Raw genomic sequence first — 25,740 nt, forward strand, 5'->3', positions numbered from 1 at the left:
TGATAAACAGTTAGAAGACTTAAAGACGGCAGGCAGCCTGAAACCTTTTTCAGGCTGCCTCGGCCATTTGCAGCGCCTGTTTGATATCGACGGCGACGATGCGCGAGACGCCTTTTTCCTGCATGGTTACGCCGATCAGCTGTTCGGCCATTTCCATGGTCAGGCGGTTGTGGGAGATGTAGAGAAACTGGGTTTGCGCGCTCATCTCTTTGACCAGATTGCAAAAACGGGTGGTGTTGGCGTCATCGAGCGGGGCATCGACTTCGTCCAAAAGGCAAAACGGTGCGGGGTTCAGGCTGAACAGGGCAAACACCAGACTCATGGCGGTCAGCGCTTTTTCGCCGCCGGAGAGTAGGTGGATGGTGGAATTTTTCTTGCCAGGCGGGCGCGCCATAATCGACACGCCGGCGCTGAGCAGATCGTCGCCGACCATATGCAGCGCCGCTTCGCCGCCGCCAAACAGCGTGGGGAAAAAGCTGCGTACTTTTTCGTTGACGGCATCGAAGGTGGTTTTGAAGCGCTCTTTGGTTTCCCGGTCGATTTGGGCGATGGCTTCTTCCAGCAGGGCGATGGCGGCTTGGACGTCTTCGCTCTGGCTACGGTAGTAATCGTCGCGCTCGCAGGCTTCGGCAAGTTCGTCGAGCGCGGCCAGATTGACGGCGCCGAGCGCGCGGATGCTGTTGTTCAGGCGCTCGATCTGCTGCGGCAAATCTTTCAGGCTGCCTGCGTCTTTCAGGCTGCCTTCGCGCTCGAACTCGGCGGCAAGCTCGTCGAAACCGGCTTCGCGGGCGGTGAGCGCGTCGTGAAAATGCTTGGCGTTGAGCAGGGCTTCCTGCTGTTTGAGCAGGGCGTTTTGCGCGGCGGCCTGCCATTGCGGCTGGCTGGCGGACAAGTCCTGCAAAGCCTGATACTGCGCCTGCCCTTGGGCACGGGTGGCGGCGAGCGCGGCGGTGGCAGCCTGAATCTGCTCATCGAGCGCGGACATCGTCTCGCCCAGCTCTTCCAAACGCAGATACTGCTCGCTCTCGTCCGGCTCTTCGGCGCTGACCAGCTCCAATTCGCTCTGGCGCTCCTGCCAGTCGGCCTTTTGCGCTTCCAGCGCGGCGATGCGCTCGCGTAGGCTTTGCTGCTGCTCGCGGCTGCGGTGGACGGCGATTTCGGCGGCGCCGTGGCGGCGGTTGGCTTCCAGCAAGGCCAGCTGCGCCTGCTTGAGCGCCTGCTGCTGCCCGCGGTAGACGGCTTCGGCTTCGGCATGGCTTTCGTTCAAGCCTGCGGCAGACTCGGTAAGCAGCGCGGCATCGTCTTCCAGCGTGGCGGCGGTGTAGGCCAGCTCTTCGGCTTCCTGCGCCAACTGCGCCAACTCCTGCTCGATGTGCTCGCGGCGCAGCTGGCCCTGGTTGGTGCGCGCCAGCATCTCGCCGGCCTGCTGGCGGGCGCCGTTGAGTTCGGCGGCCAGGCGGCGCTGCTCGGCCTGGGCGCGGCGCTGTTCGGCATCCAGCGCTTCATATTGCTGCGACAGGCTTTGGGCGCGCTCGGCAGCAGCCTGAAAAGCGGGCGCGGCGTCGGCCAGCAGGCTGTCGAGTTCGGCCAGACGGCTTTGCTGGCGCATCAGCCGCGCGGCATCAGCGGCGTGGTGCAGCAGCACGCCGATGCGGTCGATCCGGTGGCCTTCGGGCGTCAGCCAGCATTCGCCCTCGGCCAGCCTGTTGCGGTTGGCCAGCGCGTAATCCAAATCGGGGGCGCACAGCACGCCCGCCAACCAATGGTTTAAGGCAGCCTGAAACGGTTTTTCCGCCTGAATTTGGTTTAACAGCGCCTGCGCGGGGCGGGCGGACTGCGGCGCGGCGGCTTCGCGGTCGAACCAGGCGGCGGGGGCGGCGGCAAGCGGCGCGGCCGGGGCGAAATCCGGCGGCAGCGCCCGCGCGTGCAGGCGCTCGCCCAATACCGCCGCCAGCGCCGCCTGCCACTGCTGCGGCACGCGGATGTGCTGCCACAGCGCGGGAGCGGCGGCTTCTGCCCTGCCCTGCCAAAAGTCGCCCGCCGCCGCTTCTTCGGTCAGGGCGCGTAGGGTTTGTTGCTCGGCCTGTAAGGCCAGCAGGCGGCGTTCGGCTTCTCCCGCAGCAGCTTGGGCAGCCTGAAAATCGGTTTTCAGGCTGCCCGATTGTTGTTCCAACGCCTGCAAAACCTGCTCGGCCGTTTGGTACTGCGCCTGTATTTCAGCGGCGGCCAGCTGGGCGGCGGCCAGCTCGTCGGCAGCGGGCAGATTCAGCGCGGCGGCTTCCTGCTGCAGGCGCGACTGACGCGCTTGGATTTGGGCGATGCCGCTGCGGCTGTACTGCAACTGCTGCTGCTTGACGGCCAGCTCGCGGCGGATGCGGCCGGCTTCGTCCTGCTGGTTTTGCCGGGCGGCGGCACCCTGCTGCTGCGCGGCTTCGAGTTCGGGCAGCCGCTCTTCGCAGGCGGCGGTTTCTTCGGCCAGCAGCGCCAACTGCGCTTCCAGCTCTTGGGCTTCGTCGGCCAGAGCCTGCGCCTGCTCGTGCAAGAGTTTTTGCTCGTGGTCGATTTTCTGCACGGCGGCAGCCATCGCGGTGCGGTCGCGCTCGATGCGCTGGCGCTGGTTTTGGCGCGAGCGGATTTGTTCTTCCAAACGGGCGCTCTGCTCGCGCAGCAGCGCGTGTTCGCGGTTGAGCCGGTTTTGCGCTTCCTGCTGCTCGGCTTCGGCGGCACGCAGGGTCTGCACCGCTTCGTTCAATTCCTGCTGGCGCTCGGCCAGGCTGTCCTGTCCGGCCTGTGCCTGCTCGTGTTCGGCCTCGGCGGCATCGGCATCGGCCAGCGCCTGGCGCCAGCGGGCGAAATCGTAGCGGTTCTGGCTGTGCTGCAATTCGTCGCTCAGCGCCCGATAGCGCTCGGCGGCCTCGGCCTGCTTGTGCAGCTTTTCCACCTGCCGCGCCAGTTCGCCCTGTAAATCGCCCAGCCGCTGCAGGTGCTCGCGGGTGTCTTTGAGCCGGCTTTCGGTTTCGCGGCGGCGCTCTTTGTATTTGGAAACGCCCGCCGCCTCTTCGATATAGGCGCGCAATTCCTCCGGCCGCGCTTCGATAATCCGCGAAATCATGCCCTGCTCGATCACTGCGTAGCCGCGCGCGCCAACGCCGGTGCCCAAAAACAAATCGGTAATGTCGCGGCGGCGCACCGGCTGGCCGTTGATGTAGTAGCTCGATTCGCCCTGGCGGGTGAGCTGGCGGCGGATGCTGACTTCGGCATACTGCCCCCACGCGCCCTGCAGGCTGTGGTCGCCGTTGTCGAATACCAGTTCCACCGACGCCCTGGGCGCCGGCCGGCGGGTGGCGGCACCGTTGAAAATCACGTCCTGCATGCTCTCGCCGCGCAGCTGCTTGGCCGAAGCCTCGCCCAGCACCCAGCGCACCGCGTCGATCACATTCGATTTGCCGCAGCCGTTGGGGCCGATCACCGCCACCAGCTGCCCGGGCACGTGGATGGTGGTGGGGTCGGTAAAGGATTTGAAACCGGCAAGTTTGATGTGGGTGAGACGCATAGGGGAAACGGGCAGGCAGCCTGAAAAAAAGGCGCGATTATAGCGCAAACGGCGCCGCTGTCCCGCGCGGCAAAACGGCTTTCAGGCTGCTTTGAATCATCCGTTTTCAGGCTGCCGCCGGGAAAACGGTGTCCGCCCGCGCCGCCGCATCCGCTATAATCCGCACTTTTTTCCAACAGGCATCAGCCATGGCGCAAACCCAGCGGGTCAATCATCAGCAAGTGTTTCTGCTCTCGTCCAAACCGTGGCGGGAAAACAGCCTGTGGCTGGAAGTGTTTTCGCGCGAACACGGCCGCCTTGCCCTGCTCGCCCGCAGCGCCCGCACCCGCGGTTCCGAGCTGCGCGGCATACTGGTGCCCTTCGTGCCGCTGTCGGCCTCGTGGTTCGGCCGCGAAGAGTTGAAAACCCTGCACCGCGCCGAATGGCTGGGCGGCTGGCCGCAGCCGCACGGCCGCGCCCTATTCAGCGCCCTGTACGCCAACGAGCTGCTGCTCAAACTCACCGCCCGCGAAGACCCGCATCCACTGCTGTTTGACGAGCTGGCCGCGCTGATGCGCCGCATCTGCCAAAACGAAAATCCCGTTGCCGCGCTGCGCCGCTTTGAATGGACGCTGCTGCGCGAAACGGGCTACGCCCCCGATCTGACGCGCGACGCCGCCGGCCGGCCGCTGGCAGACGACGCCCATTACCGCCTGCATCCCGAGCGCATGCTGGAAGAAACCGCCACCGACGCGCCCGAACAGGGCGGCATCATCGTGCCGGGCAGCCTGCTGCGCCAGCTGGTCGCGGGCGAATTTGCCGACGGCGACGCCCTGCAGCAGGCAGTCAGGCTCACAAGGCTGCTGATCGATTTCAGGCTGCCCGAAGGCGTTGCCAGCCGCCGCGTGCTGCAGCAGCTGCAGGATATGCGCCGCACCGTCGGCGCTTGAGCGGCACAAAGCAAACTCCGCCGCCCAAGCAAAAAGCAGCCTGAAAACTTTCAGGCTGCTTTTTTTCACGCACAAACGCGCTATTGGGACGTCTTGGCGCCGCAGGTGAACACCACGCGGTACTCGCGTTTCACATCGGCTTTCAGCTCCACCTTCTCGTCCATGGTATCGACGCCTTCGGGCAGGTAGGAAAACAGACATTCGCTGCCGCCTTCGACAAACGAACCGGCATCGCTGACATCGCCATCGCCAATCAGGCCGATATCGCGATCGCCAAACAGTTTTTTGACGATATCGCGGCCCGGATTGTCGGTTTCGATATGGCCGACCAGAATAAAATGGGTAGCCTGCGGATACTCTTCCGACGGCTCTTCGTCCAGCCCGTAGCGCAATTTGACATCGGCGCAGCTTCTGCCCACCTGCGGCAGATAGGGCTGCAAAATGCCGGCGATTTCAGCGGGCATTTCCGGCGGACAGCTTGCGGCGGCGGGCGCCGATGCCGCAACGGCGGGAACGGAAGCAGCAGGAGCGGAAGCTGCCGTCGGTGCGGAAACGGAAGCTGCGGGCGGGGTCGGTTTTTCCCCTTCGCCCGAGCAGGCGGCCAGCGCCAGTGCCAGCAGCAGTGATCCGGTTTTGGTCATGGTTTGGCTCATGGTTTTACTCTCTGTTTTTTTCTGTTGGCACGGCAAAAGGCAGCCTGAAAAACTTTTCAGGCTACCTTAGCGCGTATCGGTTTAGTCAAACTGCTTTTGGCCGTTGCGCACAAAGGGCAGTTTCAGCACGCGCACATCGACTTCCTTGCCGCGAATCAGCACTTTGGCGGCGTCGCCCTCAAACGCTTTGGGCACGCGGGCGATGGCGATGGACTGTTTCAGGCTGGGCGAGAACACGCCGCTGGTGGTGATGCCGCGGCCGGCATCGGTAACGACTTCCATATGATCGCGCAGCACGCCGCCTTTGGCGAGCAGCAGGCCGACTTGTTTCACCGCCACGCCTTGTTCTTTCAGCGCAACGAGCGGCGCTTTGCCGACGAAATCGCGCGCTTCGTCTTTCAGATCAACCGTCCAGCCCATACCGGCTTCGAGCGGGCTCACGTCGTCGTCCATATCGTTGCCGTAAAGGTTCATACCCGCTTCCATGCGCAGGGTATCACGTGCGCCCAGACCGCAGGGTTTGACGCCCGCTGCTTCCAGCGCTTTGAAAAAGGCAACCGCTTCGCTGCCGGGCAAAATCACTTCCACGCCGTCTTCGCCGGTGTAGCCGGTGCGGGCGACAAACCAGTCCTTGCCCAAATCCGCGCCTTGGAAAGGCTTGAGATTGTTGACCACGTCTGCCCATTCGGGTTTGACGGTCAAGAGTTTTTCAATCGCTTTGGGGCCCTGCACGGCGAGCATGCCCAAGTCGTAGCGCGGATTAAAGGCCACGCCGAACTCGGCGCCGACTTTTTGGAACTGGGCGCTGTCTTTTTCGCGGGTGGCGCCGTTGGACACGATGCGGTATTGGGTTTCGGCTTCGTTGGTGCGGTACACGATCAAATCGTCAATCACGCCGCCTTTGTCATTGAGCATCGCTGAGTACAGCGCTTTGCCGACAAAGGCCAGCTTGGCGACGTCGTTGGCAATCAGTTTGCGGAAAAAGGCTTTGGCGTTGGCGCCGGCTACGTCGGTAACCAGCATGTGCGATACGTCGAACATACCGGCATCGGTGCGCACGGCTTCGTGTTCGGCGATTTGCGAGCCGTAATGGATGGGTAGCTCCCAGCCGGCGAAGTCGATCAATTTCGCGCCCGCGTCTTTGTGGGCTTGGTTGAAGGGAGTGGTTTTCAGGGTCATCTCGATTCTCCGAAGTGGGGGTGGACATCTGGCCGCAACGGCCTGCAAAGCGGCGCAATATACCATTTTCCGCCGCGGCGATAAACGGGCGGCGCCGGAAAAAACGCCGCTTTACGCCTTTCAGGCTGCCATAGGGCTTACCGCAGACAGCGGCAGCCTGAAAGCACCTGCCGCCGGCATCTGCGCCCGCCGCTGCGTTTTGGCGTTTTCAGGCCGGCGCAAGCTGCGGGGCAAAGGCAGCCTGAAAACGGTTTTGCGGCGGCGTTGCGTTTTTTCAGGCTGCCTTGGACGCGGCGCGGCGGCGCAAATATAGTAGAATGCACGCTTTTGCATTTTCCGCCACAGGAGCCGCCATGTCCGTGTCCGACGACCAACTGCTGCCGCACCGCAACGCCATCGACGAAATCGACCGCCAGGTGCTGCAGCTGCTCAACCAACGCGCCGCCCACGCCCGCGCCATCGGCGAATTGAAAGGCACCGGCACCGTTTACCGGCCGGAGCGCGAAGCGCAGGTGCTGCACCGTATCAAAGGCCTTAACCCGGGCCCGCTGCCCGACGAAGCGGTGGCGCGGCTGTTTCGCGAAGTGATGAGCGAGTGTCTGGCGCTGGAGCGGCCGCTGACCGTGGCCTATCTCGGCCCGCAAGGCACTTTCACCCAGCTGGCGGCGATCAAGCATTTCGGTCATGCCGCCCATACCGTTGCCTGCGCCACGGTGGACGACAGCCTGCGCCAGGCCGAAGCACGGCAGGCGGATTTTGCCGTGGCGCCGGTGGAAAATTCCACCGAAGGTTCGGTCGGCCGCACGCTGGATCTGTTGGTTTCGACGCCGCTGCGCGCCTGCGGCGAAGTGGTGCTGCGCATCCACCACCATTTATTGAGCCGTGCCGACAGCCGCGACGATATCGAAGTGGTTTACGCCCACGCGCAGGCGCTGGCGCAATGCCACCACTGGCTGAACAACAACCTGCCCGCCCGAGTGCGCCGCGTGGCGGTGGCCAGCAATGCCGAAGCGGCGCGGCTGGCGCAGGAAGAGCCCAAGGCCGCCGCCATCGCCGGCCAGGCCGCCGCCGACATTTACCGTTTGAACAAGCTGGCCGACAGCATCGAAGACGAGCCGGACAACACCACCCGTTTTCTGGTGCTCGGCCATCAGGAAGTGGCCGCCGGCGGCCGCGACAAGACTTCGCTGGTGGTCAGCGCGCCCAATAAGGTCGGCGCGCTCAACCGCCTAATCGAGCCCTTTACCCGCGCCGGTGTGTCGATGAGCAAGTTCGAGAGCCGCCCCAGCCGCAGCGGCCTGTGGGAATATCTGTTTTTTATCGACATCGAAGGCCATGCCGGCGACGACAACGTTGCCGCCGCGCTGGCCGAGCTGCGTGAGCGCACCGGCTTTGTCAAAGTGATCGGCTCTTATCCGCAGGCCGTGCTGTAGTTTCAGGCAGCCTGAAACCTGCGTGGATTGCCGGTTTGCGCCGGCTGCGCTTTTCAGGCTGCTTTCAGGCTGCCTGAACCCGCCGGCAGCCTGAAAACCGTTTTTCCCGTTTTTCCGTTTGAATAAGGAACCCGCCATGCCCCGATTTACCATAACCGGCGACAACGACCCCTTTTTGCATGTTTCCCTTGCCCGCGGCGAAAGCATTTCCTGCGAAAGCGGCGCGATGGTGATGATGGAAGCCAATCTCGACCTTTCCGGCCGCATGCAGGGCGGCTTTTGGAGCGCGCTGACCCGCCGCCTGGCCAACGGCGAGAGCTTTTTCCAGCAGCACATCGAAGCGGTGCGCGGCGACGGCGACTGCCTGCTCGCGCCCACCATGCCCGGCTCGATCGAGATTCTCGAAGTGGGCGCCACCCAGTACAAAATCTCCGACGGCGCCTATCTGGCCGCCAGCAGCGGCGTGCAGGTAACCGCGCAGATGCAGAGCCTGGGCAGCGCGCTGTTTGCCCGCACCGGCGGCTTTTTCATCGGCCAGAGCAGCGGCAGCGGCCAGCTGGCGGTAAACGGCTTCGGCACTTTGTTTACGCTGGAAGTAACCGCCGACAAGCCGGTAACCATCGACAACGGCCACGTCGTCGCCTGGGACAGCCGGCTGAACTACGAGCCCTCGGTCACCACCTCGCGCAATAGCGGCGGCCTGCTGGGCAATCTGGTCAACAGCGTCACCAGCGGCGAAGGCGTGGTGCTGAAATTCTCCGGCAACGGCAAAGTCATCCTCTGCTCGCGCAACAGCGACAACTTCGGCTCGTGGATACGCAGCCTGGTCGGCCCCGGTTCCTGATACAGGGCAGCCTGAAAGCCTGAAGGCAGCCTGAAAACTTTTCAGGCTGCCCGTATTCGCTATAATCGCCGCCCTTTTCCCTTTTCTTAGCGCTTGATCCTTTCCATGATTATCCATCCCCAATTCGATCCCGCCGCCTTTCACATCGGCAGCCTGCCCATCCGCTGGTATGCCTTAAGCTATATCGCCGCCTTTATGCTGTTTCTGTGGCTGGGGCGGCTGCGCATCCGCCGCGGCGGCACCGTGTTTACCCGCGATATGCTCGACGATCTGCTCACCTGGGGCATTGTCGGCGTGATACTCGGCGGGCGCATCGGCTATGTGCTGTTTTACCAGCCGGGCAATTATCTGGCGCATCCGCTGGACATTTTCAAAGTGTGGGAAGGCGGTATGTCTTTTCACGGCGGCTTTATCGGCGTGCTGCTGGCGCTGTGGTTTTTCGCCCGCAAAAACCAGCTGACTTTCTGGCAGGTGGCCGACTTTGTGGCGCCGCTGGTGCCGCTGGGGCTGGCGTCCGGGCGCATCGGCAATTTTATCAACGGCGAATTGTGGGGCAGGATTACCGATCCTGCCGCCTTCTGGGCAATGGGTTTCCCGCAGGCGCAATATGCCGACCAGGAGCTGGCCGCCGCCAATCCGCAGTACGCCCAATGGCTGGCGCAATACGGCAGCCTGCCGCGCCACCCCTCGCAGCTTTACCAGTTTGCCCTGGAAGGCGTGTGCCTGTTTGCGCTCTTGTGGTGGTTTTCGCGCAAACCGCGCGCCAGCGGCCAGGTTTCGATGATGTTTCTCGCCGGCTACGGTATCTTCCGTTTTACCGCCGAATACGCCCGCCAGCCCGACGCCCAACTCGGCCTGCTGAGCCTTGGCCTGTCGATGGGGCAGTGGCTGAGCCTGCCGATGGTGCTTGTCGGCATTGCCGGTCTCTTTTACTTCGCCCGCAAAAATCCCGCACAGAAAGCCTGACACCATGAGCCAAATCTCTCCCGTACCCGAAATCCTGGCCGACATCAAAGCCGGCCGCATGGTCATCATCACCGATGCCGAAGACCGCGAAAACGAAGGCGATTTGGTGATGGCCGCCCAATTCGTTACCCCCGAAGCCATCAACTTTATGATCAAACACGCGCGCGGCCTGGTGTGCCTGCCGATGGAAAACGCATTGGTGGACAAACTCGGCCTGCCGCTGATGACCCAGAAAAACGGCGCCCAATACGGCACTAACTTCACCGTATCCATCGAAGCGGCCAGCGGCATCTCCACCGGCATCTCCGCCGCCGACCGCGCCCACACCATCCAAACCGCCGTCTCGCCTGGCGTGCGCCCTGAAGACATCGTCCAGCCCGGCCACATCTTCCCGCTGCGCGCGCAAAAAGGCGGCGTGCTGGTACGCGCCGGCCATACCGAAGCCGCCGTCGATCTCGCCCAAATGTGCGGCCTCTCCGGCGCCGGCGTCATCTGCGAAATCCTCAACGACGACGGCACCATGGCGCGCATGCCCGAATTAAAAAAATTCGCCGCCGAACACAACCTCAAAATCGGCACCATCGCCGATCTCATCGAATACCGCAGCCGCACCGAAAGCCTGCTCGAAGAAATGGGCGACACCCTGATCCACACCCCGTGGGGCGACTTCCGCCAACATGTTTACGTGGACAAACTCAACGGCGACACCCACCTTGCCCTGGTCAAGGGCAACCCCGCCGCCGCCGAAGAAACCCTGGTGCGCGTGCACGAGCCGTTTAGCGCCATGGACTTTCTGCAGGCCGACCCCAACCACACCTGGCCGCTGCCCAAAGCGCTCGAGCGCATCCAGCAGGCGGAAAACGGCGTCGCCATCCTGCTGCACCGCACCGAAGACGGCAGCGCCCTTTTGGAGCGCACCCTGCCCAAAAACAGCTTCCAAGTGAAAAAATGGGATAGAAAAACCTACGGCATCGGCGCCCAAATCCTTGCCGGCCTCAAAGTGAGAAAAATGCGCGTGATGGGCAAACCCTCGTCGATGAACGGTTTGACCGGATTTGGTTTGGAAATTACCGGATTTGAAGAATAAAAACGGCGGCTGCCCGCCGCCTAGCTTTTCAGGCTGCCTGAACACAGGCAGCCTGAAATCATTTCCCCATCAGTTTTTGCCAAAAGCTGCGTTTTTTCGCAGGATCAGGCGCGGATACGGACGAATCTGCCAGCCGCCCCGTCAGCCAATACTCGCCCTGTATCACGTTACCGGCCTGCGGCGTATCGTTAAAAGCCGCATCGGGATAAACCGCCGACCACACGCCGCCGTGGGTTGCGATTTCACAGTAGTAAAACACGCTGCCGGTAAGGGCGTTGCGCCGTTTTTCCGCCCGCCGCACCATGCCGGTAAACAAGGCGCGGGCGGCGGGGCGGGTGCGCTCGGGCGCGTTTTCGTCGATAAACATGCCGCTGGGAATAAAACTTTGCGCCGCCCATTTTATTTCCTGCCCTTCTTGGCCGGCATCGAATGCGTCTTCGTCGGCAAATAGCTCTGCCGATTCGGCAAAGGCACAAACCGCGATTTTCTGCGGCGTGTCCGCCGTGCTTGCGGGAAAGGATACGATATCGGGAATATCGAGCACAAAGGGATAATCGCCCTCGCCGTCGGCGCTGCCGTTTTGCCACACTTGGGCAAAACCCGTGCCGTCGTTGTATTCGTTGGCTTCGACATGGCTTACCCAAACCGACTGCAGGCAGCCTGAAAAATACGGCTCAAAGGCGAGCAGCTCGTTGTTTTGGTCGATGGCTGTCCACAACTCGGCACCGCTGGCATCGCGGTACACCGCGTAATCGCCGAAAGCCTGCGCAAGCGGCAACACTTGGTCGATGGCGGCGGATATGCTTTCGCCGTCGGTAATACCGGTAAAACCGACCGCATCGTAATGGTTCATTGTTATTTCCTTGATTTAAAGGGTTTTTACTTGAAACGATGTTTTCAGGCTGCCTTCCAAGCAGCCTGAAAACCTTTGCGGCGCGGCATTTCAGTCTATCCGCACATATTCCACCGCCAGAATCTCGATCTGCTCGCGCCCCTGCGGCGTGTGCAGCCAGACCGCGTCGCCCTCGCGGGCTTTGATCAGCGCGCGCGCCAGCGGCGATTTCCACGAGATTTTGTGTTTGGCGGCGTCGATTTCGTCTTCGCCGACAATCCTCACCTGCTGCTCGCTGCCGTCGCCGCGCTCGATGGTTACGGTGGCGGCGAAAAAAATCTGGTCGGTAGCCTCGCGGTTTTCGGGATCGACCACTTCGGCCGCTTCCAGCCGCTTGGTGAGAAAACGGATGCGGCGGTCGATTTCGCGCATCCGCCGCTTGCCGTAGAGATAGTCGCCGTTTTCGCTGCGATCGCCGTTGGAAGCTGCCCAGTTCACCACCTGCACGATTTCGGGGCGCTCTTTGTTCACCAGCTGGAACAATTCGTCTTTCAAAGCCTGCCAGCCGGCTGGCGTCATATAGTTTTTGTGTGCGGACATCTTGCCTTTTCCTGTTTGCAAAGCGCTTTCAGGCTGCCTGAAAACGGATGCGGCGTATTGTAAGGTGCGGCTGCCGCGCGGTAAACTGCGCGCCGCGGCTGCCGCAGCACAACCACAAAAGGCAGCCTGAAAACATGCACATCCTGTTTTGGCGCCGCGCGCCGTTGTTTGATCCTTCCCCCGTCAGGAGTCTGCCATGAAAAAAAGCCTTCCCCTTATCCTTAGTGCCGCCGCGCTGCTGGCCGTTTCAGGCTGCCGCAGCGGTGCTTCGCCGCAGCTCAAGCGCGATATGGCGTCGATGACTGCCGCCCAGCGCGATGCGGTCGGCCGCGACGTCGCCCGCCGTTTCCGCCATGAAAAAGCAAGCATCGAAAACCGCGATATCCGCGTTAAAGACATCAGCTACCGCGCCGCGGACGATACTTTCGTTTATTCGATGGTGCTGAAAAACTACCACGACGTGCGCAAGGTCGATCCGGCGCGCCGCCGCCAGCTGGAAGCGGTGTACCGCCGCGACATCCGCAAGGAAACCTGTCACAACCGCGAATTGCGCGATCTGATGGTGCACGGCCGCTACGCCATCGAATACCGCATCTTCACCACCAACGGCAAAATGCTGACCGCACCCGCCCGCGTTACCGCCCGCGACTGCTGAACCGTCTGCATAAAAACGCCCGCTCCGGAAATTCGGGGCGGGCGTTTTGTTGTTTGGCGGAGACTGCCATTTTTCAGGCTGCTTTGCTTTTAGGCAGCCTGAAAAGGGCAAACGGGCTTACTGCGCGGCTTTATCGGCCGGCTCGAACACCATTTCCTGACCGGGCTTGCCGAGAAACAGGCGGCCGTTTTCGATGCGGTAGCGGCCGTCGGCGCCAATCTCTTCGATCAGGCGGTTGAAACGCTGCTCAAGATCCATGCGGCCGTCGCAATACATCAGGGTGCTGACGCCGGGACTGGGGCGGAAGGTGCCGCTGATATCGGTCTGGACATCAAAGCTGATGCCGTTGCAGCCCATTTTGGCATGCGCCTGCGGCAGCTTGCGCAAATCCAAAGTGCCGCCGACTTCGGCCACACGGGCATCGGTAATACCGGGCAGATGGCGCAGCTGCCAAACCTGCTTGAGCGACGGCTGGCCGCCACCGGACCAATCACCGGTGGTACAGGCGGCCAGCAGCAGCGCAGCGGTGATAGCGGATAAGGTTTTTACAGGCATGGTGTTACCTCCGTTTCGGTTGCAGAAAAAATCTTGATTGCCCCAAGCAGTCTGAAAGGGAAAAACGCTGTTTCAGGCTGCCCTAGGCGGCAGGCGAACCGTTTAAACGGTTTCTTTCTTTTTACCCGGCAGGGGCAGCTTGATATGCGGTTTGGCGCTTGGCGCGGCAGCGGGTGCCGGTTTCAGACCCAGCTCGATTTGCTGCTTCTCGCTCAGCAGATTGCTCCAGTCGCCGTTTTTATACCACTCGGGGCCGTCGGTTTCGATGGGGTGCTGGATGCGCTCGCAGCCGTTGCCGCACTGCAGATCGGCGGCGGTGCAGTATTTTTCGCAGCCCCAGCAGATACGTTCAGGATTTTTCGGATGGATGGGGAATTTTTTGGCCATAGCGGTAGTTTGCTTCGGATGCAGGCAGCCTGAAAACGGCCGCCGGCGGATATATGCGTCAGGGTGCCAGCCGCTCTTTAATCCATGCGCCGTTTTCGCTGCGGTAGCGGATGCGGTCGTGCAGGCGGCTGGGGCGGCCCTGCCAGAATTCGATGCTGTCGGGCAGGATGATGTAGCCGCCCCAATGCGGCGGGCGCGGTACTTTCAGCGGATGTTTGGCGCCGATGGCGGCGGCACGCGCCAAGAGTACCGCCTTGCCGGAAATCACCGTGCTCTGCTCGCTCGCCCACGCGCCGACGCGGCTGGCGTAGGGGCGGCTGTCGAAATAGGCGTCGGACTCGTGCGCCGGCAGCTGTTCCACCCGCCCTTCCACGCGCACCTGCCGCTCGAGTTCCGGCCAGAAAAAAGTGAGCGCGGCAAAGGGGTGCGCCGCCAGCGCCTGCCCTTTGCGGCTGGAATAATTGCTGAAAAACACAAAGCCGTTGCGGTTCACTTCCTTGAGCAGCACCATGCGCGCGCTGGGACGGCCGTCGGCGCCGACGGTGGCGACGTTCATCGCTGTCGGCTCGTTCGCTTCGGCCTTAACCGCCTCATCCAACCAGCGTTCAAACTGCTCAAACGGGCTGTCGCTGCATTGGCTTTCCGATAATTCCTGTTTGCTGTAATCCTCGCGGATATGGTGCAGATCCATGCTCGAACTCCTTTTTCAGGCTGCCTTGCGGCTGCGGATGCGGCAGCCTGAAAGACAAAATGGGATGGCGGCGCGCATTATAGTCCTGCCGCCGCTGCATTGCATCTGCCGCGGCAAAGCGCATGAATGCAGGGTTTTGAAAATTAAGTTAAATAATAACGATTCCTATTTATAGTTAAAAACTAAATTTTTTTGTATGTCAGTAATTTTTTGCTATAATCGCGCCCAAGTTTTACCCAAAATTACAGACCACCGCCATGAAACTCACCGTTATCGGCCTCAACCACCAGACCGCCCCGCTGCACATTCGGGAAAAACTGGCTTTCCCCGCGGGGATACTGCCGGATGCCGTCCGCGACTTGAACGGCCGTGCCGCCGCCGAAGCGGTGATTCTTTCCACCTGCAACCGCACCGAGCTTTACTGCGTGGGCGATGCTGAGATGGTTATCGGCTGGCTGGCCGAGCACCGCGGCGTTTCCGTTGAAGCGCTGCGCCCCTATCTTTACGTTTACGGCTGCAGCGAAACCATCCGCCACGCTTTTCGCGTCGCTTCCGGTTTGGACAGCATGGTGTTGGGCGAGCCGCAGATTCTCGGCCAGATGAAAGAAGCGGTGCGCACCGCTGAAGCGCAGGGCAGCTTGGGAACCTGGCTCAATTCGCTGTTTCAGAAAACTTTTTCCGCCGCCAAAGAAGTGCGCAGCCGCAGCGGCGTCGGCGACAACGTAGTCTCAATGGCTTCGGCCAGCGTGCGCATGGTGGAAAACACCGTCGGCGACATTAGCGGCCTGAACGTGCTGTTTGTCGGCGCCGGCGAAATGGTCGAATCGGTTGCCGCCTACTTCTCCGCCGCCCGCCCGCGTCTTCTGACCATTGCCAACCGCACACTGGCGCGCACCGAAGCGCTGTGTGCCAAGCTCGAAGGCAATCTCGAAGCCACCACGCTGGAAAGCCTGCCACAGATACTCCACCGCTACGATGCCGTAATCGCCTGCACCGGCTCGCAGTACGCGCTGATTACCCGCGAAATGGCCGAAAGCGCTATGACTGAGCGCAGCGGCCGCCGCCAGTTTATGCTCGATTTGGCGGTGCCGCGCAATATCGAAGCCGAAACCGCGCAGGTCGAAGGTATCAGCCTGTTTACCGTCGATGATATGACCGCCGCCGTCGAGCAGGGTCGCGAAGCCCGCCGCAGCGCCGCCGAAACCGCCGAAGCGCTGGTTGCGCAAAAAGTGGCCGACTTTATTTCATGGCAGCAAAGCCGCCAGCGCGTACCGCTGATCTGCGCCCTGCGCCAAGAAGGCGAACGCGCCCGCCGTCAGGTTTTGGAAAACGCCATGCGCCAGCTGGCCAAAGGCACCGCCCCCGAAGAAGTGCTCGAGCGCCTGTCGGTCCAGCTCACCAACAAACTGCTGCACTCACCCACCCGCGCCCTAAACAAGGCCGAAGCGCAAGACAAACACCTGATCAGCGCGCTAACCCACGTTTACCGCTTGAACGAGGGCGCCAACACACACACCGAATAACAAAAGAGAACGCAAACCACGCGTCAAAGCAGCCTGAAAGTTTTTCAGGCTGCTTTTTTTGCCGCCGAGCGGCAAGACCCTGCGCCGCTCCCAACAAATCGCACAGCCGTCAGATAAAAAGCAGCCTGAAAACCCGCTTTACCGGTTTTCAGGCTGCTTTGCCCGCCAACACCATTACTGCTGCTGCTCGGCCTGGCGGCGTTTTTTTTCGTCCCACATCCTGCCGTAGTACTCGCCAAAGCTCTCCAGCCCGACCAAAAAGCGCGACAGCTCGGTTAGCGCGCCCTGATATACGCGGCGTTTGAACTCGATCACTTCGTCTATCGGCGCCCAGTATTCGTGCCAGCGCCAGTCGTCGAACTCGGGATGGCTGGTGGCGTGCAGGTGGACGTCGCTCTCGCGGCCGGTCAGCCGCAGCAAAAACCAGATTTGCTTCTGGCCGCGGTAGGCGCCGCGCCATTCGCGCCGCACCCAGTTTCCCGGCACGTCGTAGCGCAGCCAGTCGCGCGTGCGGCCGAGAATCTGCACATGGTGCGGCAGCAGGCCGACTTCTTCGAGCAGCTCGCGGTACATCGCCGTTTCCGGACTTTCGCCGGGCTTAATGCCGCCTTGGGGGAACTGCCACGACTGCTCGCGCAGGCGCTTGCCCCAGAACACTTTATTGTCCTGGTTGGTCAGAATGATGCCGACGTTCGGCCGGTAACCTTCTCTGTCCAGCATGGCTGCCTTTCGCGTGATGGCATTAAAAAAGGGGGCGATTTTCCCATAAATCGGGCGCGGGATAAAGCGGCCGGCGCCAGTATCCAAGCCAAACCGGCAGCATCAGACAGCGCCATCGGCAAGGCAGCCTGAAAACGGCAAACGGCTTTTCAGGCTGCCTAATCCACCGCCAGCACCGCGCAGTTGCACAAATCGCTGCTTTCAAACTGCGTGATGTCGCCGGCTTTCAGGTTGGGCACGGGGAACAGGCGCACGGTGAGCGGTTTGTTCAGGCGGAACGCCAGGGCGGCGGTGTCGCGCATCAGGGCGTGGATTTTGTGCGCTAGGGTGTCGCCGGGGATGGGCACGGTGTCCAGCCCGATGCCGCAGACGCTGCTGTATGTGAGCAGGGCGCGCAGGTCAAAGCTGGGGATTCGGCTGGCTTGGGCGAGGCCGCTGTCTTCGGTTACGGCGAGCATCAGCCCTGAAAAGCCGACGGCGCGGACGTTTTCCAGCGTTTTGAACACGCGGGTGAGCAGGGCGGAGGCTTCTATGCTGCCTGCCGCGCCGAAATGCGGCACGCGCAGCAGGCGGTAGATTTCTGCCATGGAGGTGCAGTTTTTGGCGGGGGCGGCGGAGGTGTCCATGCCGGCGTAACGCCAGTTTCCGTCCAAGGTGGTGGCGGCGATAACCGCTTGCACGGCGTCGGCGTGGTATTGCAGGGCTTGGCGCATGGCGGTGTAGGCAGCCTGAAGAAAGGCGGACTGGTCGGCGGGCGGCGCGGCGATGCTGCGGATGGCGGCGGCGAGCAGGTCGGGTGTTTCCAAGCCGACAACGATGCAGTCGCCGTCTGCGCCGCGGTGGTAACCTGCGGGGAAGTAGGGAATCAGCGGCGCGCAGTTGAAATTGACGGTGAAGTTGAAATTGCCTTCGCCGCGCGGGGTGATGCGGGCGATTTGCTGCACGGCGGCGGTGCAATGCTCTATTTGTGCGCTGTCGGGCAGCCCGTTTTCGTCGGCGGCGACGTTGACGCAGGCGTTGGCAAGGTCACCGTAGTCGCGGATAAGCTCGGGCAGCAGGGCGATTTCGGCGGCGCTGCGGGCTTCGCCGATGGCAAAGCGGATGCGCAGCCCGTTTTGGTTGAGACTGCCGAGAATGTCGCGGATGCGTGCCAAGCCTTGTTTGGCAGATTCGGGGCTGGCGGTGTCCAAATATTCGCCGAACGGGTTGGCGACAATGCGCACGGATTGGACGGTGTAGCCTGCCTGTGCAAAGGCGTCGGCCAGGCGGTCGCATTGGCGTTTGGCATCCGCCAGCACGCGCTGCCAGCTTTGCGCGTCGGGCGTGAGCGTGGTAAAGGTAGTAATGGCGCGGACGCGGCACAGATCGGGGGATTGCAGGTTCATGGAGATAGTTCGCTTTCTGGGTTTGATGGAGTGGATAAACAGTTGAGATTAAGGCAGCCTGAAAATGGTTTTACGGTTTTCAGGCTGCTTTTGGTGTGGGATAAAACGGTGCTTACTGCGCCCTGCTCCGTATCGGCAAAGGCAGCCTGAAACGCATTTTCCCGTTTTGGTTACGCCGAAGCTGCGCTTTCAGGCTGCCTTTAAGTCTGTCGGCATTCGGCATTGCGGCGGCGTTTTGCTGGGAAACGGCTGCGTAAGCTCTAATGTTGGTTTTCAGGCTGCCTGAAATAAATGCGTGGGCAGCAAGTGCCCACGCTACTTTGACTACTGCCACATTTCCCTACATTGGGCGATGAGGTCTTCAGAAACATCACCCAAGGCAGACAAAATTTGGATAGCAAAATCGGCAAAAGCCATGGCGTTGGCAGTGATGACGCTGCCGTCTCGCACAGCTTCGCGCTTGGTTTCCACATAGGCTTGCCGGTTGGTGTATCCGGGTAAATCGGCAATCTCGGACAAACTATTGGCAGTATGGCGGCAGTCGTTCAGCAGGCCGTTGTCAGCAAGAAAATAGGCACCGTCGCAAATTCCGCCCACAATCCTGCCCTGCTGCTTAAACGCATGAGCCAATTTGGCGATTTTCAGACGGTTTTCATCGGACAAGTCCCGCCACGATTGAGTTGCGCCGATTAGAATCAGAGCGGCGGCATCAGGCAGTGGTTCGTCTAAGGTTAAATCGGGCTGCACGCGAAGGTTGCCCATGGATGTTTTCGGATTTCGGTCGGTGGAAACGTAGCAGACAGTATAGCCGGCAAATTGTTGTAAAGCGGGAGCCAGCAAAGCGGCTTCCCAGTCGGCAAACTGTTCCAAGAGAATAATAGCGACAGTTTTCATAGAATTTTCCTTGTATGTAGTTAAAAAAACGGTTTCAGGCAGCCTGCACTTTAATTTACCCCAACTTCGCTCTAACCAATTCCTGCACCTGCGCGGGATTCGCTTTGCCTTTGCTGGCCTTCATCACTTGTCCCACAATCGCATTCAGGGCTTTTTCGTTGCCGGATTTAAATTGTTCCACGGCTTTGGCGTTGTTTGCCAGCACTTCGTCCACCATGGCTTCAATCGCGCCGGTATCGGTCATTTGTTGCAAACCGTGTTTTTCAATGATTTCGGCAATGGAGGCTTCGGGTTCCGCCCACATCGCTTCAAAGGCTTTTTTCGCCAGCTTGCTGCTCAATGTGCCGTCGGCGATTTTGCCCACCAGCGCAGCCAGCCGCGCCGCGGTAATCGGGCTTTGCGCCAGCTCCAAGCCTTCGCGGTTCAGCGTCGCCGCCAATTCGCCATTCATCCAGTTGGCAACCAGCTTGCCCTGGCCGCTGGCGTTGGCGGCTTCGGTGAAATAGGCAGCCTGAACGCGGCTGGCGGTAAGCAGGCGCGCATCGTATTCGCTTACGCCCAATTCGTTGACAAAACGCGCCGCCATTTCTTTGGGCAGCTCGGGCATCTGCTCGCGGGCTTTTTGCAGTTGTTCGTCGGAAATGATGACGGGCAACAGGTCGGGATCGGGGAAATAGCGGTAGTCGTGCGCGTCTTCTTTCAGGCGCATCACGCGGGTTTCGCCCTTGTCGGGGTCAAACAGCATGGTTGCCTGCTGCACCTTGCCGCCGTCTTCCAAAATCTCGATTTGCGCTTCCACTTCGTAGTTAATCGCCTGCTCCAAAAAGCGAAACGAATTCAGATTCTTAATCTCGCGGCGCGTGCCAAACTCCGCCTGCCCTTTGAGGCGCACCGACACATTGGCATCGACGCGGAACGAGCCTTCCGCCATATTGCCGTCGCAAATGTCCAGCCAAGTAACCAAACCGTGCAGCGCTTTGGCATAGGCAACTGCTTCGGCGGCGGAACGCATTTCTGGTTCGGAAACGACTTCCAACAGCGGCGTACCCGCGCGGTTCAGGTCGATGCCGGTGGCGCCGTTCAAGCCTTCGTGCACCGATTTGCCCGCGTCTTCTTCCATGTGGGCGCGGGTTACGTTGATGGTTTTCACTTCGTCGCCCACGACAATTTCCAGCTTGCCGTGCTCGACAATCGGCAAGTCCAACTGGCTGATTTGGTAGCCTTTGGGCAGGTCGGGATAGAAATAGTTTTTGCGGTCGAACACGTTTTTCTGGTTGATTTTGGCATTCAGCGCCAAGCCGAGCTTAATCGCTTTTTCCACCACTTCGCGGTTCATCACCGGCAGCGTGCCCGGCAGCGCGCATTCCACCACGCTGGCATGCGCGTTGGGCTCGGCGCCAAAGGCGGTACTCGCGCCGCTGAAAATTTTGGATTTGGTGTTGAGTTGGACGTGGATTTCCAATCCGATTACGGTTTCCCAGGTCATAGGTGGTCTTTCTGCATGAAAATTTTGGAGTGGGCGCAGTCTGCCGGCAAAGCGGCAGGCAGCCTGAAAAATAGGGGCAATATCGGCGCGCATTTTATCAGCCTTTTGCCCGTTTTTTCGATTTGCCCTAGCCGCAGGCAGCCTGAAAAAGCTTGTCCGTCCGCTTAAGCAGCGCCCTTATCCTGCCGGCTTTGCTCACGGTGGCGGTTTTGAAAACCCGGCAGCTGCCAGTGGAAACGGTAGGCGGTTAAGCGCAGCAGGCAGCCGCCGATAAAGAGCGCGTTGAGCGTCAGCGCGTTGCTCCAGCCGGCTTTGGCCAGCAGATACATCAGGATGCCGATTAGGATGGCGATGCTGGCGTACAGATCCGAGCGCAGAATCATCGGCACTTTGTTGACCAGAATATCGCGGGCAATGCCGCCGCCGACGGCGGTAACAAACGCCAACACCACCACGCCGAACAGGTTTAAATGCAGCGCCACGCCGACCTGCGCGCCGGTAATGCTGAACGCGGCCAGGCCGATGGCATCGGCAACGATAAACGCGGCGGTCAGCGCGGCACGGCGGCGGCGCTCAAGCCGGAACAGCCAGGCCGCCGCCAGCGTGGCAAACACCACAATCAGCGCGTCGGTGCGCAAAAACACCTGCGGAATATGGCCGACCAGCGCGTCGCGCATCATGCCGCCGCCGATGGCGGTCAGCAGAGCGGTAATCACAACGCCGAGTACGTCCAGCCGCTTGCCGTAGCCCACCAGATAGCCGGAAATGGCAAAAGCGATGGTACCGATAATGTTGATAAGGTCGGTAGTGGTCATGGTTTTTTGTATGGTTTGGTGTAAGCCGGATAGCGGTATCCGGCGGTTTTCAGGCTGCCTGAAAGTATTTGATCTTAGATAAAAAGCAAGGCTGAATCAGCTAAATTTTATCTTTGTGTGAAATGGAGATAACAAAAGTTCCTGCGCGACATAATTTATTTAATTCATAAATCTCATGCCATGCCTTTGACAATAGATAATTTCGTATCAATGGCATCTTTTTTATCCATTGATAAGTCCGATAATAAAACCCTTTTCTTAGCAGCCAATGTCTCAATAACTCATTTTCATCATCTATCACTATTGATTTTAAAATCAAACCACTTGAACCCACAGGCAGCAAATAACGGGGATCGGGATTGTCAAAATGATTACCCGAACCATTGAAATCATAGAGAACATTAGGTTTTAAGTCCTTGTAATCATCCTTTGCTTTGGGTTCGGAAACCGCACCTTTCCATTCAAAACAAAGTGTCGCAGTACGATTTTCTATCTCATGGACTTTAACTTGTCCCAACACACCTAAAAAATTTAATCCCCCATCGTAATTACCAACATCAAATGGCGTATCAAATCTTTGGTTGGTAATAAACATTGAGAATAAACGCTGGATATGTTCGCGTCTGTGTAACAACATGGTGCTGTTCAAAATCAATATATTTTTAGAAGGATGTCGGATTCAAGAATCCGACCTACTTAACTATCGCTTGGTTCGGTTTCCGTTTCAGGCTGCCTGAAAAACGCCCGCATCTCGGCTTCGGCCTGATCGAGCATTTGGTAGCGCTTGCGGTACATCGAGCGTTTTTTGCTGTCGATTTCGTCCATTTCCTTGCGCTGCGGCGCGGCGGGCAGATGCCAGTAGCCGTCGTCGCCCAATACGGCGGCGGATTCCTGCCAGTATTGGTCGTAATTCATTTTCACGCGTTTTTTCAGCTTCCAGCGCAGCTTGGCCTGATGGTCGTGGGCGATGCCCAGCGCGCTCAGGCCGAGTGCGGCGGCGAGATACTGGAAAGCGGCGGCCATCAGCTGCTGCGGGCGCAGACCGTGGAGCTGCTTGGTCAGGCGGCGCACGGTGTCTTTGGCTTCTTCGCCCGCCGGCCCCTGCACCGAAGCGGCCAGCAAGCCCTGCGGCACAAAGGCGAAGGTGGCCATATACAGGCGGTTTTGCTGCCCGTCGCGCAGCGACAGCGACCACATGCCTTCATCAACGCAGTTGTCGTTGCGGTTGAGACAAAGCGTCAAGTCATCCGTAAGTCTGGCGATCACATGCAGCGGGCGTGCTTCGCCCATTTGCGCCAGCAGCTTGCGGCCAAAATGGCGCTCGGCGGCGATCAGATCGTACTGCATGGCGGCCAGGCGCTTATCGGTGTTAAAACGCTTGTCGATAAAGGCGTGCAGCAGCGGATAAGCGTCTTGTACTCGGGTGGCGAAAAAATCCTGATACACGGGCGACGAATTGACAAAGGCTTCAAACGCGCGCACCTGCCGCCGTGCCAGCAGTTTGCGCAGGGCAAATTTCAGGTGCTGGTCGCGGTATTTGGGCGCGAAGTTGTACACGGCGCGGTAGTCGGGAAAAACAAAGGGCTTGGACATGACGGGTGGGAAATCGGGTGGTTGTGGCAGCCGTCTGCGGCGGGCAGGCGGCTTGGTGTGTTTTCAGGCTGCTTTCGGGTTTATTGGTGTATGGCCGCAATGCAAAACAGCGGGATGCCAAACGGCTTTCAGGCAGCCTGAAAACGTTTTGCCGTGGCGGATTCGTTTTCAGGCTGCCTTATCGTGCGGGCGGCGTTAGCGGCGCACTTTTTCCGCCGCGCGGCGGGCGGCGGCGCTGTCGGGGTAAGTGCGGATCAGGCGGCGCCAGGTGTCGCGGGCGATGTCCTGCTGCTGGATGTTCCACTGGCATTGGCCGACGGCGTACAGCGCTTCGCCGGCCTGCGGGCTGGCGGCAAACAGGCCGGCGTAGCGCTGGCCGATGTGGATAACGGACTGGCAGTTGTTCAGCCGCTGGTGGCTTTGCAGCAGCAGATACATGCGGCGGGCGGCCTGCGGGCTGCCGTCGCCGCCGTTGTCGGCGCCGCGCAGGGTGGCGAGCACGCTTTGGTACTGGCCTTGGCGGAACTGCTGCTGGGCGCGCTCCCAGCTGTTGTCGCGGGCGGGGGCAGCCTGAACGGCGGCTTGGCGGGCAGCAGACGGCGCATTGCGGTGCGTTTTGCGTGGCGGCGGAGCGGCGGTTTCTTTGTCTTTGCCGTCTTTTTCTTTATCTTTTTCCTTGTCTTTCTGATCTTTATCTTTTTGCTCCCACTGCTTGATCTGGCGGCGCAGCTCTTCCAGCTGCTGCTGTTGCATTTCCACCTGCCGCTCGAGCGCGGCAATCCGCTCGCCGGCATCGGCTTCCGGATAGGGCAGCGGCTCGGGGCGCGGGGCGGTGGCAACAGTTTCGGTGCTCTCTGCGGCAGTCTGTGCAGACGGCTGCGCCTGCGGCACAACGGCGGCAGGCAGCGCGCAGGCGCCGAGCACGGCAGGAATCAGTAAGGAAAAACGGGTAAGGATATTCATGGTATCTGGACACAAGTTTAGGCAGCCTGAACATTCAGGCTGCCATGTTCGGATGCGGATGGCGCGGTGCCGGCAGGCGGCTGCCGCGCGGTCTGTCTACAGTTTTTGCAGCAGGGTCAGACCGTCGCCCAGCGGCAGGGTGAGCGGCAGCACGCGCGCGTCTTGGGCAAGATCGGCGTTGAACTGCTGCAGCACGGCAACGGCCGGCGGGCTATCACTTTGCAGCGGACGGGCAACGCGGCCGCCGAGTAGGATGTTGTCGATGGCGATAATGCCGCCGCGGCGTACCAGCTGCAGGCAGCGCTCGTAATATTGCGGGGTGGGTTCTTTGTCGGCGTCGATAAAGGCGAGATCGTAGCTTTCGCCGGCGCCGGCGGCGAGCAGCTGCTCAAGCGTGATCAGCGCCGGCTGCAGATGCAGGCGGATTTTGTGTTCGATGCCGGCGGCCTGCCAGTAGCGGCGGGCGTGTTCGGTAAAGCTGACATTGATGTCGCAGCAGTCCAGCTGCGCGTCTTCGGGCAGCGCCAGCGCAACGGCGGTGCTGCTGTAGCCGGTAAAAACGCCGATTTCCAAGTAGCGGCGGGCGCCGATCAAACGCGCCAGCCACACCAGCATCTCGGCCTGCTCGGGCGCGATCGCCATTTTGCCCATGCGGTGGCCGGCGGTTTCGCGGCGGATTTGCGCCAGCAGCGGATGCTCGGCGCGGCTGTGGCGGCGCAGATAGGCCAAAAGTTCGGCATCAAACGGCGGGGTGTGGACGGACATTTTTCAGGCTGCCTGCGCGCGTTTAGTCCATCTGATAATAGGTATAGGGCTTTTTCGCCAGCTTGGCGGCGGCGTAGTCGGCTTCATCTTCGGGATTGAGTTCGACATCCCACAGCAGGTTGCGGTTGACCAGGCGCTGCTGCGCTTCTTCGGGATGCTCTTCGATGTAGTTGTTGAGAAACTTGGTGGCTTCGGATTGGTAGTCGTACATAATTTTTTCCTTTGGATATGGCGGTTTGGCTGCGGGCGCGATTATAGTGGAATGCGCCGGCGGCGGCTACTGCGGCGGGCGCTCGGGGGCGCCGGCGGGGTGTTTGTAGCGGTTGTAGGCAAACAGGTATTGGGCGGGGAAACGGCGCACCCAGGCTTCGACGTTTTCATTAACCAGCCGTGCATCGTGTACCTTATCGCCGTTCAGGCAGCCTGAAAGCGGGGCGATGTGCAGCGCGAAGCCGCGACCTTTGGGCAGGCGCTCGCCGCAGAAAAACAGGGTTTCCACATTATCGAGCCGCGCCAGCTTGCCCGCCAGCGTCATGGTGTAGGCCGGTTTGCCGAAAAACGGCACCCATACGCCGCCGCCTTCCTGCGGGTCGGGCACATGGTCGGGCAGTACGATGGTCGCTTCGCCGGCCTTGAGCGCCTGCATCACCTGCTTGACGCCCTGCAGGCTGGCCGGCGCGGTGCGCCCCTTGCCGCGCACGCGCCCGGCCTGCATCACACTGTCGAGCAGCGCGCTTTTGGGCGGCTTGTACATCGCCGTCAGCGCAAAGGGCAGGCGCTCGCTGATGTAGCGGCCGGCCAGATCGTAGCTGCCCAGATGCGGGGTGAGCAGCAGCAGTCCGCGCCCCTGCGCCAGTGCGCTTTCGATATGCTCCCAGCCGTGGGTTTGCACAAACAGCGTGGCAATGCTTTCAGGCTGCCTGAAAAACGCCACCGGCAATTCGATGCCGCCTTTCATGGTTTCGCGCAGCACGCTTTTCACCATCGCATCGCCGCTGTCCAAGCCGGCAACCGCCAGATTTTCGCGCACCCGCTCGCGGTTTTCGCGCGAACAATAAAACAGCAGCGTGCCCAGCAAAGCACCCAGCAGGTGCAAAAGGCGCAGCGGCAGCGCGGCCAGCAGGCGGAACAGGAAAAAAACAAGGGTCTGCATTATCGGCGGCGAACAATAGCGGATAAAAAAGCGCGGATTGTAGCACGCGGCCGCAGCAGGCAGCCTGAAAGATACAGGC

At 60.6% G+C, this 25,740-nt stretch carries 27 protein-coding genes; 8 read left to right on the forward strand and 19 right to left on the reverse strand.

Annotated elements, in window-relative coordinates; all coding sequences use genetic code 11:
- Positions 1 to 49: 49 nt before the first annotated feature.
- Positions 50 to 3,553, reverse strand: coding sequence for a chromosome segregation protein SMC (gene smc / locus OP500_RS02840; RefSeq protein ID WP_238747309.1), 3,504 nt, complete (start codon positions 3,551 to 3,553; stop codon positions 50 to 52).
- Positions 3,554 to 3,741: 188 nt separating this feature from the next.
- Between smc and recO the strand changes: the two genes are divergently transcribed.
- Positions 3,742 to 4,482: a DNA repair protein RecO gene (recO, locus tag OP500_RS02845; RefSeq protein WP_238747280.1), complete on the forward strand. Its 741-nt coding sequence runs from the start codon at positions 3,742 to 3,744 to the stop codon at positions 4,480 to 4,482.
- Positions 4,483 to 4,562: 80 nt separating this feature from the next.
- On the opposite strand, the gene OP500_RS02850 is transcribed toward recO, so the two are convergent.
- Both OP500_RS02850 and gcvT read right to left on the reverse strand, forming a co-directional pair.
- Positions 4,563 to 5,135 carry a hypothetical protein gene (locus tag OP500_RS02850; protein WP_274070118.1) on the reverse strand — a complete coding sequence of 191 codons (573 nt, stop codon included), beginning with the start codon at positions 5,133 to 5,135 and terminating at the stop codon, positions 4,563 to 4,565.
- A gap of 81 nt (positions 5,136 to 5,216) precedes the next feature.
- Positions 5,217 to 6,314: a glycine cleavage system aminomethyltransferase GcvT gene (gcvT, locus tag OP500_RS02855; RefSeq protein WP_238747241.1), complete on the reverse strand. Its 1,098-nt coding sequence runs from the start codon at positions 6,312 to 6,314 to the stop codon at positions 5,217 to 5,219.
- Positions 6,315 to 6,673: 359 nt separating this feature from the next.
- Here gcvT and pheA point away from each other — a divergent pair, with 359 nt between their 5' ends.
- The 4 genes from pheA to ribBA all read left to right on the forward strand — a co-directional run bounded on the left by pheA (position 6,674) and on the right by ribBA (position 10,644).
- Complete coding sequence (pheA, locus tag OP500_RS02860; protein WP_238747516.1) at positions 6,674 to 7,747, forward strand: prephenate dehydratase; 1,074 nt, start codon at positions 6,674 to 6,676, stop codon at positions 7,745 to 7,747.
- 136 nt (positions 7,748 to 7,883) lie between these two features.
- Positions 7,884 to 8,591 carry a TIGR00266 family protein gene (locus OP500_RS02865; protein WP_238747239.1) on the forward strand — a complete coding sequence of 236 codons (708 nt, stop codon included), beginning with the start codon at positions 7,884 to 7,886 and terminating at the stop codon, positions 8,589 to 8,591.
- A gap of 105 nt (positions 8,592 to 8,696) precedes the next feature.
- Complete coding sequence (gene lgt, locus OP500_RS02870) at positions 8,697 to 9,557, forward strand: prolipoprotein diacylglyceryl transferase (protein ID WP_238747237.1); 861 nt, start codon at positions 8,697 to 8,699, stop codon at positions 9,555 to 9,557.
- Positions 9,558 to 9,561: 4 nt separating this feature from the next.
- On the forward strand, positions 9,562 to 10,644 hold the full coding sequence (ribBA, locus tag OP500_RS02875; protein WP_238747220.1) for a bifunctional 3,4-dihydroxy-2-butanone-4-phosphate synthase/GTP cyclohydrolase II: 1,083 nt from the start codon (positions 9,562 to 9,564) through the stop codon (positions 10,642 to 10,644).
- Positions 10,645 to 10,702: 58 nt separating this feature from the next.
- Here the strand turns inward: ribBA and OP500_RS02880 are convergent, their stop codons facing one another.
- Together OP500_RS02880 and greB are read right to left on the reverse strand one after the other, a co-directional pair.
- Complete coding sequence (locus OP500_RS02880; protein WP_274070119.1) at positions 10,703 to 11,497, reverse strand: hypothetical protein; 795 nt, start codon at positions 11,495 to 11,497, stop codon at positions 10,703 to 10,705.
- Between the two features lie 90 nt (positions 11,498 to 11,587).
- Complete coding sequence (greB, locus tag OP500_RS02885) at positions 11,588 to 12,076, reverse strand: transcription elongation factor GreB (RefSeq protein WP_238747197.1); 489 nt, start codon at positions 12,074 to 12,076, stop codon at positions 11,588 to 11,590.
- A 196-nt stretch (positions 12,077 to 12,272) separates the two neighbouring features.
- On the opposite strand from greB, the gene OP500_RS02890 reads away from it, so the two are divergent.
- Positions 12,273 to 12,731, forward strand: coding sequence for a hypothetical protein (locus OP500_RS02890; RefSeq protein ID WP_238747195.1), 459 nt, complete (start codon positions 12,273 to 12,275; stop codon positions 12,729 to 12,731).
- A gap of 117 nt (positions 12,732 to 12,848) precedes the next feature.
- Here OP500_RS02890 and OP500_RS02895 read toward each other — a convergent pair whose 3' ends face one another.
- The 3 genes from OP500_RS02895 to pdxH form a co-directional block, all read right to left on the reverse strand.
- Positions 12,849 to 13,286 carry an META domain-containing protein gene (locus tag OP500_RS02895; RefSeq protein WP_274070120.1) on the reverse strand — a complete coding sequence of 146 codons (438 nt, stop codon included), beginning with the start codon at positions 13,284 to 13,286 and terminating at the stop codon, positions 12,849 to 12,851.
- Positions 13,287 to 13,388: 102 nt separating this feature from the next.
- Positions 13,389 to 13,673 carry a DUF3079 domain-containing protein gene (locus OP500_RS02900; protein ID WP_274070121.1) on the reverse strand — a complete coding sequence of 95 codons (285 nt, stop codon included), beginning with the start codon at positions 13,671 to 13,673 and terminating at the stop codon, positions 13,389 to 13,391.
- Between the two features lie 58 nt (positions 13,674 to 13,731).
- Complete coding sequence (pdxH, locus tag OP500_RS02905; RefSeq protein ID WP_274070122.1) at positions 13,732 to 14,364, reverse strand: pyridoxamine 5'-phosphate oxidase; 633 nt, start codon at positions 14,362 to 14,364, stop codon at positions 13,732 to 13,734.
- On the opposite strand from pdxH, the gene OP500_RS02910 reads away from it, so the two are divergent.
- Together OP500_RS02910 and hemA are read left to right on the forward strand one after the other, a co-directional pair.
- Complete coding sequence (locus OP500_RS02910) at positions 14,363 to 14,539, forward strand: hypothetical protein (protein ID WP_274070123.1); 177 nt, start codon at positions 14,363 to 14,365, stop codon at positions 14,537 to 14,539. The two genes, pdxH and OP500_RS02910, sit on opposite strands and share 2 nt — an antisense overlap.
- A gap of 82 nt (positions 14,540 to 14,621) precedes the next feature.
- The gene (gene hemA, locus OP500_RS02915) at positions 14,622 to 15,887 is read left to right on the forward strand and encodes a glutamyl-tRNA reductase (RefSeq protein ID WP_274070124.1); all 1,266 of its coding nucleotides are present in this window, start codon (positions 14,622 to 14,624) and stop codon (positions 15,885 to 15,887) included.
- Positions 15,888 to 16,061: 174 nt separating this feature from the next.
- Here the strand turns inward: hemA and OP500_RS02920 are convergent, their stop codons facing one another.
- The 11 genes from OP500_RS02920 to OP500_RS02970 all read right to left on the reverse strand — a co-directional run bounded on the left by OP500_RS02920 (position 16,062) and on the right by OP500_RS02970 (position 25,661).
- A complete protein-coding gene (locus OP500_RS02920) occupies positions 16,062 to 16,607 on the reverse strand; it encodes an RNA pyrophosphohydrolase (protein ID WP_274070125.1) in 546 nt (181 codons plus the stop codon).
- A 158-nt stretch (positions 16,608 to 16,765) separates the two neighbouring features.
- The gene (locus OP500_RS02925; protein WP_274070126.1) at positions 16,766 to 17,992 is read right to left on the reverse strand and encodes a DUF711 family protein; all 1,227 of its coding nucleotides are present in this window, start codon (positions 17,990 to 17,992) and stop codon (positions 16,766 to 16,768) included.
- Positions 17,993 to 18,316: 324 nt separating this feature from the next.
- Positions 18,317 to 18,886: a DJ-1/PfpI family protein gene (locus OP500_RS02930; protein ID WP_274070127.1), complete on the reverse strand. Its 570-nt coding sequence runs from the start codon at positions 18,884 to 18,886 to the stop codon at positions 18,317 to 18,319.
- 55 nt (positions 18,887 to 18,941) lie between these two features.
- On the reverse strand, positions 18,942 to 20,372 hold the full coding sequence (gene gatB, locus OP500_RS02935) for an Asp-tRNA(Asn)/Glu-tRNA(Gln) amidotransferase subunit GatB (RefSeq protein WP_274070128.1): 1,431 nt from the start codon (positions 20,370 to 20,372) through the stop codon (positions 18,942 to 18,944).
- Positions 20,373 to 20,536: 164 nt separating this feature from the next.
- A complete protein-coding gene (locus OP500_RS02940) occupies positions 20,537 to 21,187 on the reverse strand; it encodes a trimeric intracellular cation channel family protein (RefSeq protein WP_274070129.1) in 651 nt (216 codons plus the stop codon).
- Between the two features lie 100 nt (positions 21,188 to 21,287).
- Positions 21,288 to 21,836: a hypothetical protein gene (locus OP500_RS02945; RefSeq protein ID WP_443135138.1), complete on the reverse strand. Its 549-nt coding sequence runs from the start codon at positions 21,834 to 21,836 to the stop codon at positions 21,288 to 21,290.
- Positions 21,837 to 21,883: 47 nt separating this feature from the next.
- The gene (locus OP500_RS02950; protein WP_274070130.1) at positions 21,884 to 22,780 is read right to left on the reverse strand and encodes a VirK/YbjX family protein; all 897 of its coding nucleotides are present in this window, start codon (positions 22,778 to 22,780) and stop codon (positions 21,884 to 21,886) included.
- 195 nt (positions 22,781 to 22,975) lie between these two features.
- On the reverse strand, positions 22,976 to 23,743 hold the full coding sequence (locus tag OP500_RS02955) for a tetratricopeptide repeat protein (RefSeq protein WP_274070131.1): 768 nt from the start codon (positions 23,741 to 23,743) through the stop codon (positions 22,976 to 22,978).
- 96 nt (positions 23,744 to 23,839) lie between these two features.
- Positions 23,840 to 24,508 (reverse strand): class I SAM-dependent methyltransferase, encoded by a 669-nt coding sequence (locus OP500_RS02960; protein WP_274070132.1) that lies wholly within the window; start codon positions 24,506 to 24,508, stop codon positions 23,840 to 23,842.
- Between the two features lie 22 nt (positions 24,509 to 24,530).
- Positions 24,531 to 24,719, reverse strand: a complete 189-nt coding sequence (locus tag OP500_RS02965; protein WP_238747113.1) for a DUF3460 family protein — start codon at positions 24,717 to 24,719, stop codon at positions 24,531 to 24,533.
- 66 nt (positions 24,720 to 24,785) lie between these two features.
- Complete coding sequence (locus OP500_RS02970) at positions 24,786 to 25,661, reverse strand: lysophospholipid acyltransferase family protein (RefSeq protein ID WP_238747111.1); 876 nt, start codon at positions 25,659 to 25,661, stop codon at positions 24,786 to 24,788.
- Between the last annotated feature and the right edge of the window lie 79 nt (positions 25,662 to 25,740).

It is taken from the genome of Kingella sp. SNUBH-2017, from assembly GCF_028680565.1.
GTDB classification, from domain to species: Bacteria; Pseudomonadota; Gammaproteobacteria; order Burkholderiales; family Neisseriaceae; genus Kingella_D; species Kingella_D pumchi.